The 17069-nt window shown below is 41.9% G+C and carries 17 protein-coding genes; 15 read left to right on the top strand and 2 right to left on the bottom strand.

The features are described from left to right. Window positions 1-6: 6 nt before the first annotated feature. The 12 genes from coaD (at window position 7) to M5U24_RS03155 (ending at window position 9956) form a co-directional block, all read left to right on the top strand. Entirely contained in the window at window positions 7-507 is a 501-nt protein-coding gene (coaD, locus tag M5U24_RS03210) for a pantetheine-phosphate adenylyltransferase (RefSeq protein ID WP_099325258.1), read from the top strand. Then, window positions 504-1301, top strand: a complete 798-nt coding sequence (locus M5U24_RS03205) for a TIGR00282 family metallophosphoesterase (protein ID WP_099325259.1) — start codon at window positions 504-506, stop codon at window positions 1299-1301. Before coaD ends, M5U24_RS03205 begins: the two co-directional genes overlap by 4 nt. 6 nt (window positions 1302-1307) lie before the next feature. Continuing rightward, entirely contained in the window at window positions 1308-2546 is a 1239-nt protein-coding gene (gene xseA, locus M5U24_RS03200; RefSeq protein ID WP_099325260.1) for an exodeoxyribonuclease VII large subunit, read from the top strand. Window positions 2547-2644: 98 nt separating this feature from the next. Continuing rightward, a complete protein-coding gene (locus M5U24_RS03195; protein WP_099325261.1) occupies window positions 2645-2896 on the top strand; it encodes an exodeoxyribonuclease VII small subunit in 252 nt (83 codons plus the stop codon). 53 nt (window positions 2897-2949) lie between these two features. Next, on the top strand, window positions 2950-4884 hold the full coding sequence (gene dxs / locus M5U24_RS03190) for a 1-deoxy-D-xylulose-5-phosphate synthase (protein WP_099325262.1): 1935 nt from the start codon (window positions 2950-2952) through the stop codon (window positions 4882-4884). Between the two features lie 103 nt (window positions 4885-4987). Then, complete coding sequence (locus tag M5U24_RS03185; protein ID WP_099325263.1) at window positions 4988-5827, top strand: NAD(+)/NADH kinase; 840 nt, start codon at window positions 4988-4990, stop codon at window positions 5825-5827. After that, window positions 5814-6017 (top strand): 4Fe-4S dicluster domain-containing protein, encoded by a 204-nt coding sequence (locus tag M5U24_RS03180; RefSeq protein WP_099325264.1) that lies wholly within the window; start codon window positions 5814-5816, stop codon window positions 6015-6017. The genes M5U24_RS03185 and M5U24_RS03180 overlap by 14 nt, the downstream gene beginning before the upstream one ends. A gap of 39 nt (window positions 6018-6056) precedes the next feature. Then, a complete protein-coding gene (locus M5U24_RS03175; RefSeq protein WP_205713348.1) occupies window positions 6057-7148 on the top strand; it encodes a 3-methyl-2-oxobutanoate dehydrogenase subunit VorB in 1092 nt (363 codons plus the stop codon). A 1-nt stretch (window position 7149) separates the two neighbouring features. After that, window positions 7150-7887 carry a thiamine pyrophosphate-dependent enzyme gene (locus M5U24_RS03170; protein WP_099325266.1) on the top strand — a complete coding sequence of 246 codons (738 nt, stop codon included), beginning with the start codon at window positions 7150-7152 and terminating at the stop codon, window positions 7885-7887. A 9-nt stretch (window positions 7888-7896) separates the two neighbouring features. Beyond that, complete coding sequence (locus M5U24_RS03165) at window positions 7897-8442, top strand: 2-oxoacid:acceptor oxidoreductase family protein (protein ID WP_099325267.1); 546 nt, start codon at window positions 7897-7899, stop codon at window positions 8440-8442. 112 nt (window positions 8443-8554) lie between these two features. Further along, entirely contained in the window at window positions 8555-9145 is a 591-nt protein-coding gene (locus tag M5U24_RS03160; protein WP_099325268.1) for a TetR/AcrR family transcriptional regulator, read from the top strand. Window positions 9146-9341: 196 nt separating this feature from the next. Continuing rightward, window positions 9342-9956: a DinB family protein gene (locus tag M5U24_RS03155; protein WP_099325269.1), complete on the top strand. Its 615-nt coding sequence runs from the start codon at window positions 9342-9344 to the stop codon at window positions 9954-9956. Window positions 9957-10499: 543 nt separating this feature from the next. On the opposite strand, the gene M5U24_RS03150 is transcribed toward M5U24_RS03155, so the two are convergent. Together M5U24_RS03150 and M5U24_RS03145 are read right to left on the bottom strand one after the other, a co-directional pair. Further along, a complete protein-coding gene (locus M5U24_RS03150; RefSeq protein WP_157820520.1) occupies window positions 10500-11333 on the bottom strand; it encodes a hypothetical protein in 834 nt (277 codons plus the stop codon). A 2-nt stretch (window positions 11334-11335) separates the two neighbouring features. Continuing rightward, window positions 11336-12418, bottom strand: a complete 1083-nt coding sequence (locus tag M5U24_RS03145; RefSeq protein ID WP_099325271.1) for a hypothetical protein — start codon at window positions 12416-12418, stop codon at window positions 11336-11338. 571 nt (window positions 12419-12989) lie between these two features. Here M5U24_RS03145 and M5U24_RS03140 point away from each other — a divergent pair. The 3 genes from M5U24_RS03140 (at window position 12990) to M5U24_RS03130 (ending at window position 16937) form a co-directional block, all read left to right on the top strand. Further along, window positions 12990-14123: a PEGA domain-containing protein gene (locus M5U24_RS03140; RefSeq protein ID WP_099325272.1), complete on the top strand. Its 1134-nt coding sequence runs from the start codon at window positions 12990-12992 to the stop codon at window positions 14121-14123. Window positions 14124-14298: 175 nt separating this feature from the next. Further along, entirely contained in the window at window positions 14299-15201 is a 903-nt protein-coding gene (locus tag M5U24_RS03135; RefSeq protein ID WP_157820521.1) for a CsgG/HfaB family protein, read from the top strand. Between the two features lie 170 nt (window positions 15202-15371). Next, entirely contained in the window at window positions 15372-16937 is a 1566-nt protein-coding gene (locus M5U24_RS03130) for a hypothetical protein (RefSeq protein WP_157820522.1), read from the top strand. Window positions 16938-17069 lie beyond the last annotated feature (132 nt).

Genomic DNA, 17069 nt, shown 5'->3' with positions numbered 1-17069 from the left:
CAATCTATGAGAACAGCAGTTTATCCGGGGATGTTTGATCCTGTTACAAATGGACATCTTGATGTTATCCGGCGGGGAAGTGTTATTTTTAGCGGACTAATTGTCTCTGTTGGATGTAATCCGTTAAAACAAGCGTTGTTTTCTGTAGAAGAAAGAATGGAGATGATCAGGCACAATGTTAAGGATTTTAAAAACGTTGAAGTAGATTGCTTTGAAGGTATGCTGGTGGATCATCTGGCAAAAAGAGGAACAAATATTATACTGCGTGGCATACGCACGGCATCTGATTTTGAATATGAACGGAACCGGGCATTAACAAACAGGGTATTCGATAAAAATGCAGAAACAGTATTTGTAATGGCAAGTGAACAATATTTATTTCTAAACTCCGCCCTGATTAAAGAAACGGCCAGTCTGGGCGGAAACGTAAGCAAATTTGTCCCTCCGGACGTTGAAAGAGGTTTAATGCAAAAATTTAAACGCTTACAAAGAAAGAAGACGACATGAAGGTTAACGTCCTTATTTTAGGCGATATTGTGGGTAGTCCGGGACGCACGATAATAAAAAACAAACTGAAATCTTTTATGGAGAAGGAAGAGATACATTTTTGTATTGCAAACGGAGAAAATGCGGCAGCGGGGGCCGGCATTACAGATCAAATCACAAAAGAATTATTTTCTTACGGCGTGGATGTCATCACTATGGGCGACCATGTGTGGGATAAAAAGGAAAAGGTTCACGTCCTGGAAATACATAAAAATATTATACGGCCGCTTAATTATTCTCCGTATGCCATTGGAAAGGGCTTTGTGGTTGCAACGTCAAAGCTGGGATATCCCATTGGAGTGGTTAACCTGCTTGGCAGGGTATTCATGAAGCCCATAGATTGTCCTTTCAGGGGAGTGGAGAAGATTTTGGGGGTGCTTTCTAATGAAACGTCGATGATTTTTGTTGATATGCATGCGGAAGCGACCTCCGAAAAAATAGCAATGGGTTTGTTCCTGGACGGTAGAGTCAGTGCAGTTGTCGGTACCCATACACACGTAATGACTGCAGATGAAAAGATATTGCCAAAGGGAACTGCTTATATAACCGATATAGGCATGACGGGCCCTCATGAATCCATATTGGGCAGAAAATCCGATTGCGTGCTAAAGGCGATTATGACGCAAATGCCCACGCGGTTCGAAGTGGCAGAGAATGATGTGCGGATGAATGGTGTAAAGATTGTTGTGGACAGCCAAACAGGAAGGGCCGAAAGCATAATGAGAATCGAAGTGAAAGAAAAAGAAGCAAGTTGAGCAGCAATGAATAATCTGTTTCCTCTTATATCAGATGCGGTAAGGAGTCAAAAGAGAATACTGACCATTTCCGGGATTACCGGTAAGATACGGAACTCGCTGGAACAGGGGTTTTCCCACGTATGGATTACCGGAGAGGTGTCCAATTTAAAAAAACCATCCTCCGGCCACTTGTATTTGACGCTGAAAGATGAACATGCGCAGATTCAGGCGGTCATATTTAAATCCGTCGCCAACTGGATAAAATTTGACTTAAAGGACGGAATGGAAGTCCTGGCCTTTGGTTCTATCACTGTTTACGAGCCCCGCGGACAATATCAAATAATCATTGAAAACATCGAGCCAAAAGGATTTGGTGCACTTCAACAGGCATTTTTGAAACTGAAAGAACGATTGGGGAAGGAGGGTTTATTTGACCCATGCTACAAGAAACCCCTTCCGTTGCTTCCCCAAAAGATTGCCATCGTAACATCCCTTACCGGTGCGGCAATAAAGGATATCCTGAATGTCATCAACAGAAGGTTTGCGAAGATGGAAATCCTCATTTATCCAGTGAGGGTTCAGGGCGAGGGCGCTGCCCGGGAAATTGCCAATGCCATTGATAACCTGAATACTATTGCCGGGATTGATGTGATTATTGTGGGTAGAGGCGGAGGGAGCCTGGAAGATTTATGGGCGTTTAATGAAGAGGTTGTTGCCAGAAGCATTTTTACCTCAAAGATACCCGTCATTTCCGCAGTAGGGCATGAAATTGATGTCACTATTTCTGACCTGGTCGCAGACATAAGGGCGTTGACCCCGACAGAGGCTGCTGAACTGGTAGTTCCCTGCTATGATCAGTTAACAGATGCTTTGGAAAAAATTAAAGCTAGACTTATACAATCACTCTATAATAAAATAAAAACAGATCGAAGTCGTTTGTTACGAGCGGAACATAGCTTTCCCTTTAAGAGGCCGTTTGACAGGATACATAGATTACAACAGGTACTGGACGAGAATATGCAAAGGTTGGTTATGTTGTGCGGTCATACCTTGAAAATGGAAAAGGAGCAGTTGAAAGGACTTGCAAACAGACTGGAGAGCGTAAGCCCGCTAAAGGTGCTGCAAAGAGGATATTCAATTACCACTGTCCTGCAGAATGATATCCCTGTAAAATCCTGCAAGGAACTGTCGTCCGGTACAAAGGTAAGAACCAGATTATATGATGGCAGTTTTGTTTCCTCGATAATTGAAATTGAAGGGTAAGCGGGATTGCCTGAAATATATTGGTAGGAGAGGTAAGAACGTTAAAATAAGCGTATATATAAGCAAAAATTTCTGATTGATGATGGGCATTGTAGTATATGGCAAAAGTAAAATTTGAGGAGGCGTTAAAGGGACTTGAAAAAATTGTTGATAAACTGGAGAAGGGAGATATGCCCCTCGATGAAACGTTATCTGAATATGAAAATGGCATAAAATTGTACAAAAAGTGTGTTTCTATGCTGGACGAGGCAGAAAAAAAAATCCAGATATTGGTAAAGGATGAAAATGGCTCTTTCAGCACCAGAGATTTTATTGATAACAGTACGAATGACACGAATAACGCACCGTAAAAAAATAATATGTGTAGAGAGATTTTTAACAATAAACAATACCAAAGAGACAAATGAATAATATCTTAGACTCCGTTGAATTTCCGGAAGACCTGAAAAAGTTAAACCCGGAAGATTTGCCCAAACTGGCAAGTGAAATCCGTTCCTTTATTGTGGACGTCATATCAAAAAATCCCGGACATCTTTCCTCAAACCTCGGAGTGGTGGAATTGACGATGGCGCTCCATTATTGTTTCGATTTCAGGAAAGACAGAATTGTCTGGGACGTTGGCCATCAGGCGTATGTCCACAAGATACTTACCGGCAGGAAAACACATTTCTCCATACTGCGCCAATATAAAGGACTCAGCGGCTTTCCGGATAAAAATGAAAGCGTATATGATCCTTTCACATGCGGCCATAGCGGTGATGCGATATCTTCCGCCCTGGGATTGTCATGTGCAGATGAGATTATCGGATACAAACGATCCATTGTGGTGGTGGTGGGAGATGGCGGCATAGGGGCTGGTATGTCTCTGGAAGCATTAAACCATGCAGGCGATATTAAGAAAAATCTACTTGTTGTCTTAAATGATAATGAGATGTCTATTTCCAACACCGTAGGGGCAGTTTCGAAATATTTGAACAAAATACGAACAATGCCGATTTATGCGGATATAAGAAAAGAGTTACGCGGTTTGATAAAAATATTGCCGGTGCTTGGGAAGCCTATGGAGAAAACACTGGAACATCTTGTTGAATTGGTAAAAATCGGTGCTACTCCGGGGCGTATTTTTGAAGACCTCGGATTCAATTATTTCGGGCCGATTGACGGGCACGATTTTAAGGTATTAACAGAAACAATAAATGATATTAAGCATTTAAACGGCCCTGTGTTGCTGCATGTGATAACAGAAAAGGGGCGTGGTTTTGAACCTGCATACCAAAACCCCACGCAATTCCACAGCTCCGGGAAATTTAAGCTTTCTGAAGGCAAAATAGAGAAAGAGGTACAGGATGCAGGGAAAATTTCTTACACAAAAGTTTTTAGCGATGCGCTGGTGGAATTCTCAAAAACGAATCCTTCTATCGTAGGCATTACTGCGGCTATGCCGGACGGCACGGGTATGATTTCCTTTGGGGAAAAATTCCCGGACAGATATTTTGACGTGGGTATTTGTGAACAACATGCCGTTGGACTTGCAAACGGTCTTTCAACCGAAAAATTGAAGCCTGTGGTGGCAATATATTCCACATTTTTGCAGAGGGCATATGACCAGGTCTTCCATGATATTTGTTTACAAAAAAATCCAGTAGTTTTTGTCATGGACAGATCCGGGGTGGTTGGCAATGATGGCCCTACCCATAACGGCGTGTTTGATATAGCGTATCTCCGCAATTTGCCCGGCATTGTATTGATGTCCCCTAAAGACGGAAGCGAACTAAGGGCAATGCTAAAGATTGCCATCGATTCTGATGAGATAATTGCAATTCGCTATCCAAAAGAAAATATACCCGATGAAAAAATCGATTTGGAATGCAAGCCGTTTGGGATTGGAGAGGCTGAGATTCTAAGAGAAGGCAAAGACGGCGTGCTTCTGGCGTATGGTTGTATGGTACAAAGATGCCTGCAGGCGGCGGAACAATTGTCGGGAAAAGGCGTCGAAGCCACGGTAGTAAATGCCAGATATGCAAAACCCCTTGATAAAAAACTTATTTTGTCATTAGTAAGAAAACACAAACTGATTCTTACTGTTGAAGACCATGCGCTTGCGGGAGGTTTCGGCTCCGCCGTGCTTGAGATGGTTTCTGATGAAAAAGAGGATGCGGGCAAAATTGTAAGGATGGGTATTCCTGACAGATTTATGGAACATGGGCCAAGAGAGGTTATATTGAAAAATCTTGGTTTGGATGCTGACGGTATTGCAGATACATTTATTGCATCTCTCGATCTAACGGAAATAAAAGGCTCATTCGCAAATACAGGTAAGCGGCATTTAGCCGTTTAGTAGCTTCGGCAGTCTACAAGCTACAGTCGGTAGATTGCAGATTGAGGACTGAGGACTGTTTTCGTGCTTGTTTGGTTCTGGCTGTGCCAGCTTAGGGTGAATAATGAAAAAAATCCTCGTGCTAGGAAATTTTACAAAGAAAAAAATACATGATATGGTGTCGGGCTTAAAGCCATGGCTTAATAAATATGTCGAAACAGCGATTGTCGATTTGTCTCAGGACGAAATCCCTGAAGGCATATATGAAATGGCCGTGGTGTTTGGCGGCGACGGCGCTATTTTGTCCACCTGCAGAAAACTGTCCGGGAATCAGATACCCATTATTGGCGTACACATGGGGCGGTTCGGTTTCCTGGCAGAAATCACGGAACGGGAAGTTTGCAAGTCTATGGAAAAAATCTTTTCCGGAAAGTATTCGATACGCAAAAGAATGCTTCTTCATTGCCGCATTCAACGGAGGGACAAGGTTATTTGTGAGTCAATAGGCGTAAATGACGTCGTCATCTCCCGGTCTTCTTTATCGAGATTAATTTCCATACGATTGCTTATCGATGGCGAAGACGTTGCAACATACAGGGCTGATGGACTGATTATATCAACGCCTTTAGGATCAACGGCACACTCCTTATCTGCCGGGGGACCTTTAGTAACACCGGATTTGAACGCGTTTATTATAGTGCCCGTTTGTCCCCATACGCTCACAAACAGACCATTGGTGGTTTCCGGCAATACGAAGATTGAAATCGAACCGCTGTCGCAATCTCCAAGCATCGGCATGACCGTTGACGGGCAAATATATACCGAATTGGAAGGTGGAGATAAGGTGATGGTCGAACGGTCAGATATTGAAATACAAATGGTTGATACCGGAGAAAGGACTTTTTACGGTGTTTTGCGTGAAAAATTAAACTGGGGAGGACCTCCGAATTATGGCCGTAATTAAGATAAAGGAAAATTATTGCAAGGGATGCCTTTTATGCGTTCCCGTATGCCATCATAATTCTCTGGTTATTTCGGAAACACTGAATGATCAGGGACTGTACCCCGTAAGATTTAAAGAAGGGGGAAAATGCGACGGTTGTAAAAAATGTGCCATAATGTGTCCTGATGTTGCAATAGAAATTTATAACTGATGCTGTTTAATTCATGCAACTTTTTAGATACTGCGTATTATGAAACAATTACTAACGGGCAATGAAGCTGCCGCAGAGTCGGCAGTTTATGCAGGCTGCCGATACTATTATGGGTATCCCATTACGCCTCAAAATGAGCTGATTAATTATATGTCCGTGAGAATGCCTCAGGTAAAAGGCACATTCATTCAGGCGGAGAGTGAAATTGCCGCCATAAGTATGGTGCATGGCAGTGCAGCCGCCGGAGGCCGCGCTATGACTTCTTCGTCCAGCCCCGGAATAAGCCTGAAGCAGGAAGGCATATCCTACCTTGCGGGAAGCGAGCTCCCCTGTGTTATCGTCAATATTCAGCGCGGAGGGCCTGGTTTAGGCGATATCTCCGCTTCGCAGGCGGACTATTTTCAGTCGGTCAAAGGCGGCGGACATGGCGATTATCGGTTAATAGTGCTTGCGCCTAGTTCTGTCCAGGAAATGGCAGACCTTGTTTATGATGCATTTGATTTGGCGGATAGGTATTGCAACCCTGTTTTGATCCTGGGAGACGCACAGATAGGGCAACTGATGGAGCCGGTCGAATTTAAAAAGGAATTCAGGGAAAATCTGCCGTTAAAAGATTGGGCGCTGACCGGCGCTGATAACCGCAGCAGGAGAATAATAAAATCATTTTATTCCGTCAAAGGGGAATTAGAGGTATTTAACGCCAAGTTGCAGAACAAGTATAAGGAAATCGAGAAAAATGAGGTACGGTATGAAGCCGTGAATATTGACGAGGCGGACGTTGTATTAGTGGCTTACGGCACCTCTGCGCGTATTTGTAAGGAAGCCATGAGAAAAAGTGCCCAGTTTGAATTCCGGGTCGGACTAATACGCCCGATAACATTGTGGCCCTTTCCGGGTGAATATATAAGAAAAATATCTGAACGGGTAAAATGCCTGTTAACCGTTGAAATGAGCGCCGGCCAGATGGTGGAAGACGTTAGGCTTGCGGTTGAAGGAAGATGTCCTGTCCACTTTTATGGCAGAACAGGCGGCGGCGTACCTACTTCTCTGGAAATAATAAATAAAATAGTGGAAATACTGCCGAAAAACATGGCGGCAAAGACACCTTTACCATTTGCCGGGGTGAAATAATATGCAGGCTATTTACGAAAAACCGGAAACTTTCATAGACACACCAACACATTTCTGTCCCGGCTGTGGACACGGAATTGTGCTAAGACTTATTGCCGAAATTATTTATGCGTGGGGCATTCGTGGCAAAACCATCGGACTTGCCCCCGTTGGGTGCGCCGTTCTTGCGTATAATTATCTTGATATTGACATGTGCGAAGCCGCACACGGCAGACCGCCTGCAGTCGCCACCGGTATCAAGAGGGTACACCCGGATCATTTTGTATTTGCCTATCAGGGAGATGGTGATTTAGCGGCAATTGGTATGGCTGAAATTATTCATGCGGCAAACAGGGGAGAGCATATTACGTTTATTTTCGTCAACAATGCCATCTATGGCATGACAAACGGCCAGATGGCGCCGACAACCTTGATAGGACAGAAAAGCGCCACGACGCCTAAAGGCAGAAATCCTTCGAACGATGGATATCCTATTCGTATCTGTGAATTATTGTCTGTCCTTGAGGGCAGCAGCTATATTGAAAGAGTAAGCCTTTCGTCTCCTGAAAACATCCGGAAAACGAAAAAAGCAATTGAAAAAGGATTTAAAACACAAAAGGAAAAGAGAGGTTTTTCTTTGATAGAGATATTGTCCCCCTGCCCGATATACTGGAGAATGGGCGCAAACGAATCTATGAAGCATATTGATGAAACAATGACCGGTACCTTTCCCCTCGGTATTGTAAAGGATTGGGAGTAAAGAAGCAGAATGACGGAAAAGATTATCTTGGCGGGTTTTGGCGGACAAGGCATGATGCTGCTGGGGAAATTGCTTGCACAGACTGCAATAGCGGACTCCCTTTACGTAACATATTTTCCTTCCTATGGCACCGAGGTAAGAGGCGGCACCGCGGTGTATCACCTCGTTATTTCCAGCGAAGAAATATTTTCCCCGCTCATAGAAGAAGCTGACACACTGATCGTCATGAACCAGCCTTCTTATCAAAAATATAAAGACTTGATAACGCACGGCGGTTTGTTGCTTTTAAACTCTTCTATGGTTAAATTTGATTCATTTCCCGATGTGAAAATATATCCCATACCGGCAACGGAAATTGCCAGTAAACTGGGAAATGTGTTAGTTGCCAACATTGTTATGCTGGGCGCTTATTTGGAGGTAAAAAAATTATTTACTGCCGAGAGCATTCTAGGCCAGCTAAATATCTCATTGTGTGGAAGAAAAAAGGATTTACTGGCTATCAACCAGCAAGCTTTGGAAAAAGGCATGCAAGCAATACATTCCCTCAACGTATAGAATTTTACCTTTCCCGTGATATCCCCCCCGCTTTAATATTTTTTGTGCCATAAGCTCATGGATATTTCATCTTTACCCTTGACAGACAAGTCTGTCTGGTATATGTTGAATTATGGATAATAAAGCTGAGAATTCTCCAAGAGACAGAATAATAGAAACCGCATTGCGGTTATTTTATGAGCAGGGGTATATTGCCACTGGCATTAACCAGATAATTGCTGAGTCGCAGGTTGCAAAGGCAACGTTTTACCACCATTTTTCCTCAAAAGAAAATCTTTGCGTCTCGTATTTGCAGGTGCGTCATGTTGTCTGGATGGGTTGGTTAAGAAGCAGCGTTGAAAAACATACATCTATTGAAGACCGTATCAAAGGGGTATTTGGATTTTTAAGTGAGTGGATGACAAAATGCAATTTCAGGGGGTGTGCGTTTTTAAATATTGCATCCGAGGTACCTTCTCTTAACAGCAAGATCAGGACAGAGGTAGTAAAACATAAGGACGACTTAAGGTTATATTTAAAACAAATGTTATCTCGATTAAAGGCTTCTGATAAGCGTTATAATAATATTAATATTAAGAAGGATGTGGATATGGTTTATGTTTTGATAGAAGGAGCAATTGTTGCCAGTCAAAACTATGGACAGGCATGGCCTGTCAAGGCAGCCAGAGACGCCGCATGCATATTATTAAATATAGATATCTAAAAAATTTTTGATATTCAAAGACAGACTTGTCTGCCTTTAGTAATTCAATGTTTAGGAGGTTTAATCTTTTGCGACACTATAGTTTTTTGAAAAGGACTAAAATGTTACAAAGCTTTTTATTATACCGTTAGGGGTTTCTATTTTGAAACTCACCCAATTTATACAATTATATTGAATTAATGAAAGGAGATTGCAGATGGCATATAAATTCCTTGTAGATACTTATGAAACTGAACGTATTAAAACGCTCACCACCTGGAGTACGTTTAAAGATGACGACTTAAAAAGACGCCCTCACCCGCAGGACAAAAGGGGAAGAAATGCACATGAGCATATGGTTCATCAATGCATGGGAGAGAATGTGTGGTTTTGCAATATGCTTGGAATTGATGTAGGGGCTCTTCCATTACCATCAAATGAAACACGGCTGGAATTTATTAAATGCTATGCGAAAGATTCCGGGAAACGCCTGGATGCATTGAGAGAAAAAGATAATGCATGGTGGGAGGAAGAAGTAAGCTTTTTTAATGTCAGGCGTTCACGCGCCTGGATTGTCACAAGGAGAATTGCCCATACCGCTCACCATCGTGGGCAGATGACAATGCTGCTCAGAATTATAGGCAGGGAAATTTACAGTACGTATGGCCCAACTGCAGATACAGGAGGTTTAATGCAAAACAAGGCGGAAACAATATATCCATATCCAAGTATCGAAGCCTTGATTGAAGGAGAAACGGCTGGAGGCAATAATAAAGCTCCATTACCAGGGCCAGGTGACAAACCATGTACTGAACGGCCCGAAACAAAATAATTAAGGAACATGGCGTGGCAGGGTGGAAGCAGAATGGTTTAACCACATTGCGCTACATGATTTTTGGACTTTTGCAGACATTCCATACTTGCGGTTTGACAAATTAAAATCTCTAAAATTAAGTATGGTGTCCCCTGAATTATGCCAGTGAATTTCTTTCATAGTCTTTAAACACTGCGTAGACTACAAGGGGAAACATTGCAAATTGTTTTTTAGTAAAACACGATACAAAATGTTAAGGATTCTGAAGATTGAGCGGATTTCCACTATGCACAAACCGCTCATCTTTAATATGCTGCTGTAGAAAGAAAATGGGAAAATACACAGGGAAGAGTTTATTATGAAGCTAGGGAGAAAAGCAGGTAGAATATTAAGCGTCTTTGGAGTTTAGCGAGGCCATGTCATTTTGAAAGATTTGACCTCCGGTGTCCTTGCTAAAAATAGTGCCGAGGTTGACCTTGCAGAGTAAATTGATATGAAGCAGCCTTTGGCAAGTTCAGAGAATTATTGAGGGAATACAAATCGTTATAAAACATATTGCAATTATTTTTTAAGGAATACGAGCCGTATTCTATCAACTATTTTCTTCCATTTTTCGTCTGTGAAGAAACGTCTTTTTTCTTTAATTTTTTGCATATTTTCTGTTGTAATTTTCACAGTAGCATCAGAGGCGCCGGAAATGGGTGATTTGTTTTTTTTCCTTTCTGCAGGTTTTCCAATGGATTCTTTTCTGTTCTTGTCATCTACGTAAGCTATTATGCGAAATTGCCCTGCTTTCAGCATGTCGGTGGTGCATCCAAATGCAAAATTTGATGGTGAAAAAGAAGACGAATTAACTGTTTTTTTCAGTTTTCTTAATCCTTCTTCAACAAAAGGAATAATGATTGTGCCGGAGGGAGTTTGCGATTCCGGCAGAACTTCCATGCTTTCGGTTTGAGGCTGGGGCGGGACTCTATCAGGAATCAGACTTTCCAGAGTGTAGGACGCAGATGGGTTATTTACCAGATTATCTGCTTTCCGGAAATTTATATCGGTCCAGGGATTAAGCACCCCTGTGTAATTGTCTACTATCTCTGGCATTTTTTTCCATAAAATTTTCCTGTGAATACGACCTGTGCAAATGCCCTCCAGGGAATAAATGTCCCTGCCGAATTCATCTTTGAACATACTGCTTTGAAGGGTAAAAAGCACAGTAGTTTCCGGAAAATTTATGCAAAAAAGCGGTTTAAGCGGGGCTTTTGCGTATGCGAAACGATATTTTTTAAAAAAATCAATAAAGCGTTCAAGCAGGTGTGTCTCTTTAGAAGAAAGTAAAGGAGACGTAACAATCCACCGGTAGTCAGCAGTCAAAGTCCTCGAATATATGAATCGTTCCACATTCACGCAAAAAGCCTTACCCTTTTCCTGGTATAATCCATAAGTGTATCTATATGGCTTTCAAACTTAAGCAAGGATTCTTCGTCTCTCTTTTTCTTTTCCGAGGACTTGCGGGCGATTTCAGCAGCGCTTGGCCTGCCGCGTAAAAATGACCAGATTGAGTTTAATGTCCCGGCATCCTGAAGCACCTGCTCTATGGTTTTTTGATAATCAGATATAGATTCCTTTGCCGCATTTTTCATTTGCAACAAGGAAAAGCCAAGACAAAAATAAAGAACATATTCCGTGTTAAACGGTTGGGGCAGTCCTATAATTTTGTCTTCCGCTAAAAAAGGGATATCCATAGGGCTATCCGAATCGGTTTTCGGGGTAATTTTTCTTTCTACATTTTCTTCACCAATAACAGAAACCGGCAGGATACCGCCATTCCAGTTGCTGTTATTCCGGCAAAGTTTCACCACCGGGTCAAATACTTCCATTCCCTTATCAAGGAGTTGTTTATAATCTTCTTCCTTCCAGCAGGAATCAACAGAATCGGCCTTGGTAAGAACAATTAAGATGTTCAATTTTCTGTTGGGGTATATTCTGTCAAACCTGTTCATTATCAGATTAATAATCTTAGCACCGGAAAAATGTCTGATTTCATCAATTCTGGTAAAATGAGTAAGATGATAAGCATCTGCAACAATCACCACCACATTGCTTTCGATTAAGTGAAAAAACAGCGCTTCCAGTTCTTTTTCATCTCTATGTGCAGGTTTAAAAATATGTGATAAAAGCCCTCCTCTGAAGTCCACCCATTCTATATTTGTAATTTTATGGTTTGTTAGGTATTCGATTGCAAATGGATATACGGTGGTTTTATTCGTTCCGAGAGGCCAGTAACCTGCATGCTCTACGGTATTTTCCATAAAATCAACCAGTACATCAACTTCTTCATTAAAAGACGCCAATTCATCATCATTTTTTAGCCTTGGGATCAAAGCATAATCATGGTCTGCGTTTCCCGGCGCCAGGGTGGAGGCCATTCCGTGCATGAGAGTGGTTTTACCGGACCCTGAGTATCCTAACATGGTAATTTTCATTGCATCTTTCCTAAATAAAACAAGCCTGAAATATAAATCAACATAATACCATAATGTTAGTCAATATATTTTGGTATTTCAATTAATTTCCACAATCGAGGAACAATCATACCTCCGAAGATATACTCAACAGGCTCATAATGTGTGAATTCAACGCTGACAGTGTGAAGACGCATTACTGAAAAAAAATATTGAGAACAAATTCTAATATTGAATATCGAAATACGAAACAAATCCTAAATTCAAATGCTTTGAATGTTCAAAACATTTGTCATTGCGGGGAGTGGAGCGACTAAGCTTCGGGCTGGATGAGGATTGAAACCCCCAAGTTTTTCTATAATCATAATTATCCCTTCGGGGTTCTCCTTTTTCCCGGAATTTTTCAAAAAACTAAAGCGTTACAATACAAATGATTTCTTACAATCCTCAAGGATATGCGATTCAAACAAACTAAATCGTGATTTATTGAGCTATATTTTATAAAATATGAGTTAATATAATGATTAAATGTGTAATATGATCGAACAAATAAGGTTTATGAAATCAGAAATATACCAAAAGGAGGTGAATTATGTCGCTTTTTTTAAAACGCATGTCTTTTGTTACAGGCTTTATGCTTTTGTATTTTATTTCCTTAAATGCATATCTTTTCGCGCAGCAAGATGATAAACAGGTGCACAAAGCGGCAATTTTTGTGGAAAACAGGGCAGGACGCCAGTTTGATAATAAGATTGCAGTATTTGAGGATTTTATTACCAGCCGTGTTGCTGAAAAGGGGTTTAACGTCATTAGCCGTGAAGTGGTAACAGACAGTTTGAAAACCTACTCCCCAGGTGCGGCAAAAGAAAACAGACTGGATACACTTCTCAGTAACAATACATCCGCACTAAGGCTGGCACAAATGATGAATGCCGACTATCTTATTGCCGCATCGATAAGTTCCTTTGGAACAGAAAAGAAAAAGTTTAAAGGATATGGCGTCGAAACAGTTAATTTAGTCACCAATCTGCGTGCCAGCTACAAAATACTGGAAGGTTTACAAGGTAGCACCCTGGTTGCGGATACAATTATGGCAAGCAAATCTGAGCGGTTTACCGAAAGGAGTACGGTTGAAGATGATGACATGATGAATATGCTGCTGGATGAGTCGGCATACAGGATTGCAGAAAGTTTGGGGAGCAAGCATATTGCCCCGCCTCCGCCAAAGCCTGATTTTGTGGAAATCACCATTGCCTGCGGCATGCAAGACCTTGTGCAACTTCCGGTAAGTGTGCCTGACGTCCTGGTAAAGGAAGACAAGACTATGGTTGTAGTGCAAAACAGCAACCTTGAAGTGCAGGTATTGGATGTAACCGTAGAACTCAACGGCGTTGTTATTGGCGCTGCACCTGGCGTTTTTAAAGCGCCACCCGGGTTAAACAAGATCCGGCTTACCCGTGAGGGATTCAGGGACTGGGAAAGAACAATTAATGTTTATAACGTACAAAGGTTGAAGGTGGCATTGCAGATGAATGAAGCTGGCTATGCAAGGTGGAAGGATAATACCGCTTTTCTTCAGCATTTGAAAAACGGCGAAAAATTAACGGATGCCAATGTTGAATTAATAAAGGGAGGTGCGCAGATGTTACGGCAAAGCGGATTCAAGATTGACGTAAAGGCAGATGTAGCCAAGGAAATAAACTCCATCTTCGAATTGTTCTGGTAGCACGGAAAACCAGGAAGAAACACTTTTGTAACACTTTGGTATTTTGAAAAATCTCAATAATAGCGGTGTTTGCCGCATAGTGTAGGGGCGAAGCGTTTACCGTAAATTGCAATAAATGCGTTCATACCCGAACGGGCAAATGCTTCGCCCTACTTTACAAGAAAGGCAGGTGTGTATGAAAAAACCGACCATGATGAAAATACTTTTTTTAGGATGTGCGCTGGCGTTTTTGATGCAAACAAGGGCGTTTGCAGAAAGAGAAACAATGGGTATTGCATCCGTTAGACCGACACAAGCTATAATAGCTGGCGCTAACAGGAGTGGAAGTAGGCTTTCTTTAGACCGCGTGATGCAATCTATGAACGGGCAATTGGCAGACCGCATTAACGCAACCAGAAAATTTCAGATAGTTGCCCGTAATGATCTTGACGATATTGTTAAAGAACAGGAGTTTGCACATTCCGGAAATGTTTCCGCGGATGACAGCACCGCTGCGAAACAATTTAAGATTTCAGGGATAAAGTATTTACTCGTTGCAACAATTGATGATTTTCAGGATTATAACGAGCTTGCAACATTTAAGAAAACAGGAAGAACCGCTACGAAACGGGTTATCAGGCTTTCATGTATCGGCAAAATATATGACACCACTACCGGCAAATTGCTGGAATCTGCCAATTTTCAGATAAGCAATAAGGACATTTCTGAAAATAAAACCTATTCGACAAGGGATGGCGATCTCAATGAAGCGCTGTTAGTGGGAATTGCACGCAAAATGGCGGATAAAATTGCTCAAAGGATGACAGATGTGATTTTCCCTCCAAAAGTACTAAGTAAAAGAGATAACCGGATTACTATTAACCGGGGAGATGAAACTGATATTGCTTCAGGTCAGATATGGGACATCTTTGCAGTGGGGGATGAATTGATTGATCCCGATACAAACGAATCCCTCGGCAGGGAAGAAATCCTGGTTGGCAAGGTGAAAATTGTTAATATACTCCCGAAGGTATCGACGGCTGAGATTATAGAAGATCACGGGATTGATAAAGGGGCAATAGTGAGAAAAGCGCAGTAAAATTTAGGCAGTAGGCAGTCTGCAATCGGCAAATTGCGGATTGCAGATTTCCATGCGGGTTGATGTTAAGGTAGAGACGCATTGCATGCGTCTCTACAAAAATATTGAAAATGCCTAAACATTAAATTGGGTGAATTGCCTTAACATAATTTTATGACAAATTTGCTGGTATGAGACACAAGAGAGAAACTATATGGCATCACATTTTATTGAGTATGACGGTATCGATGTTGTTATGTGCCGGATGCGCCAGTTACAATATGCAAACACAGAGGATAAACCAAAAGTGGAAATCCGGCAATTTCCATGAGGCGGCAGCGTTAATATCAGAACAGGCAGAAAAAAAAGGTGAATCAAAGGACGCTGTTGTGTGGAGATTGGAGCAGGGGGCAGTCCTGCGAACTGCAGGGAAATACGAAGAAAGCAACAAGGCATTTGATCTGGCGGAAGAGCTTATTGATAAGTATGAGGATAAGGCAAAGGTAAAAGTTGCCCGCGAGACGTTAGCAACTGTCACTAACCTTGCAATGCTGCCTTATGAAGGTTTTGCGTATGACAAAATTATGATGAATACCTACAAAGCGCTTAATTATCTTCAACTGGCAGAGTATGAAAAGGCGCGTGTCGAACTTTACCGCGCACATCAACGACAGGAAGATGCTGTCTATATAAATTCAGCCCGAATTGAAAAAGCGCAGGAAGAAGGGAAAAAGCAAAACTACAATATTAATCTTGCCCAAATTAATAGTGACAGTAAATTTAAGCAACAATATGAAAATAATTTTTCAGACCTTGAGCGGTTTAAAGCCCTTGAGCTTTATGTCAACCCTCTTACTGTTTATCTCGATGCCCTCTATTTTATGGCGCAGGCAACAAGCAGTTCAGACCTGGAGCGATCACTGAAATCATTTGAACGGGTGCGTAGCATGATTGGAGAAAATGCATATATCAATCAGGATATTGAAATGGTGAGACAAAGAATGATCGGGCAACCACTGCAGGCTACCACCTATGTTATCTTTGAAACAGGGCAAGCGCCGGCAAGGGATAGCATTCGTATTGATTTGCCGCTTTTTTTCATAATGCCTGGCCTTCCTTACTTTGGTGCGGCGATTCCTAAACTTGTATATAATAATGATTTTATCTCCTCTCTGAACATTTCACATGACGGTCTGACAGAGCCGGCAATGTTGTTGTCAAGCATGGATGCCGTTATTGCGCAGGATTTTAAAAATGAATTATCTCTCATAGTTACTAAAACACTTATTGCTTCTGCAATAAAGGCTGGTGCAGCATATGGCGCATACACAGGCGTAACGGGCGGCAACCAAAAAAATACAACGGCAGGGCTTGTCGTGATGTTTGCGGCATTCGTATATCAGGCGGCAATGAATCAGGCTGATATAAGGACATGGCAGACCCTGCCTAAGGAATTTCATTTTTGCCGCTTTCCTACACCGGTTGACCGGAAAATTGAACTGGAACAACCGTATTCGGGTTTCAAATTACCGGTAACAATAGATGATGGTATAATGAATGTGGTATGGGTTAAATCCATAAGCAGGAATAGTCCTTTTACGGTTGCCCAATTCAGGCTAAAAGATAGTCCGGAAGGGATAAACCTGCCGGTAAGGCGCCCAGAACCGGTAGTTGCGGCTACAGATGCTAAGGCCTTTTCCGCAGAACAAGATGTTCAAAAAGAGAAAAATACAGAGACAAAACATGAAATGCCGTAACACTTTGGATTTTGAAAAAGTAGGGGCGAAGTATTTGTTGTAAATAGTCATGAAGGCGTTAATACCCAAACCGGCAAATGCTTCGCCCCTACAAGGGAACAAGATTGAATGACCAGCAATTAAACAATTTAT

Source organism: Candidatus Kuenenia sp. (genome assembly GCF_027493735.1).
GTDB lineage: Bacteria > Planctomycetota > Brocadiia > Brocadiales > Brocadiaceae > Kuenenia > Kuenenia stuttgartiensis_A.
This window is presented reverse-complemented; position numbering and strand designations above follow the sequence as displayed.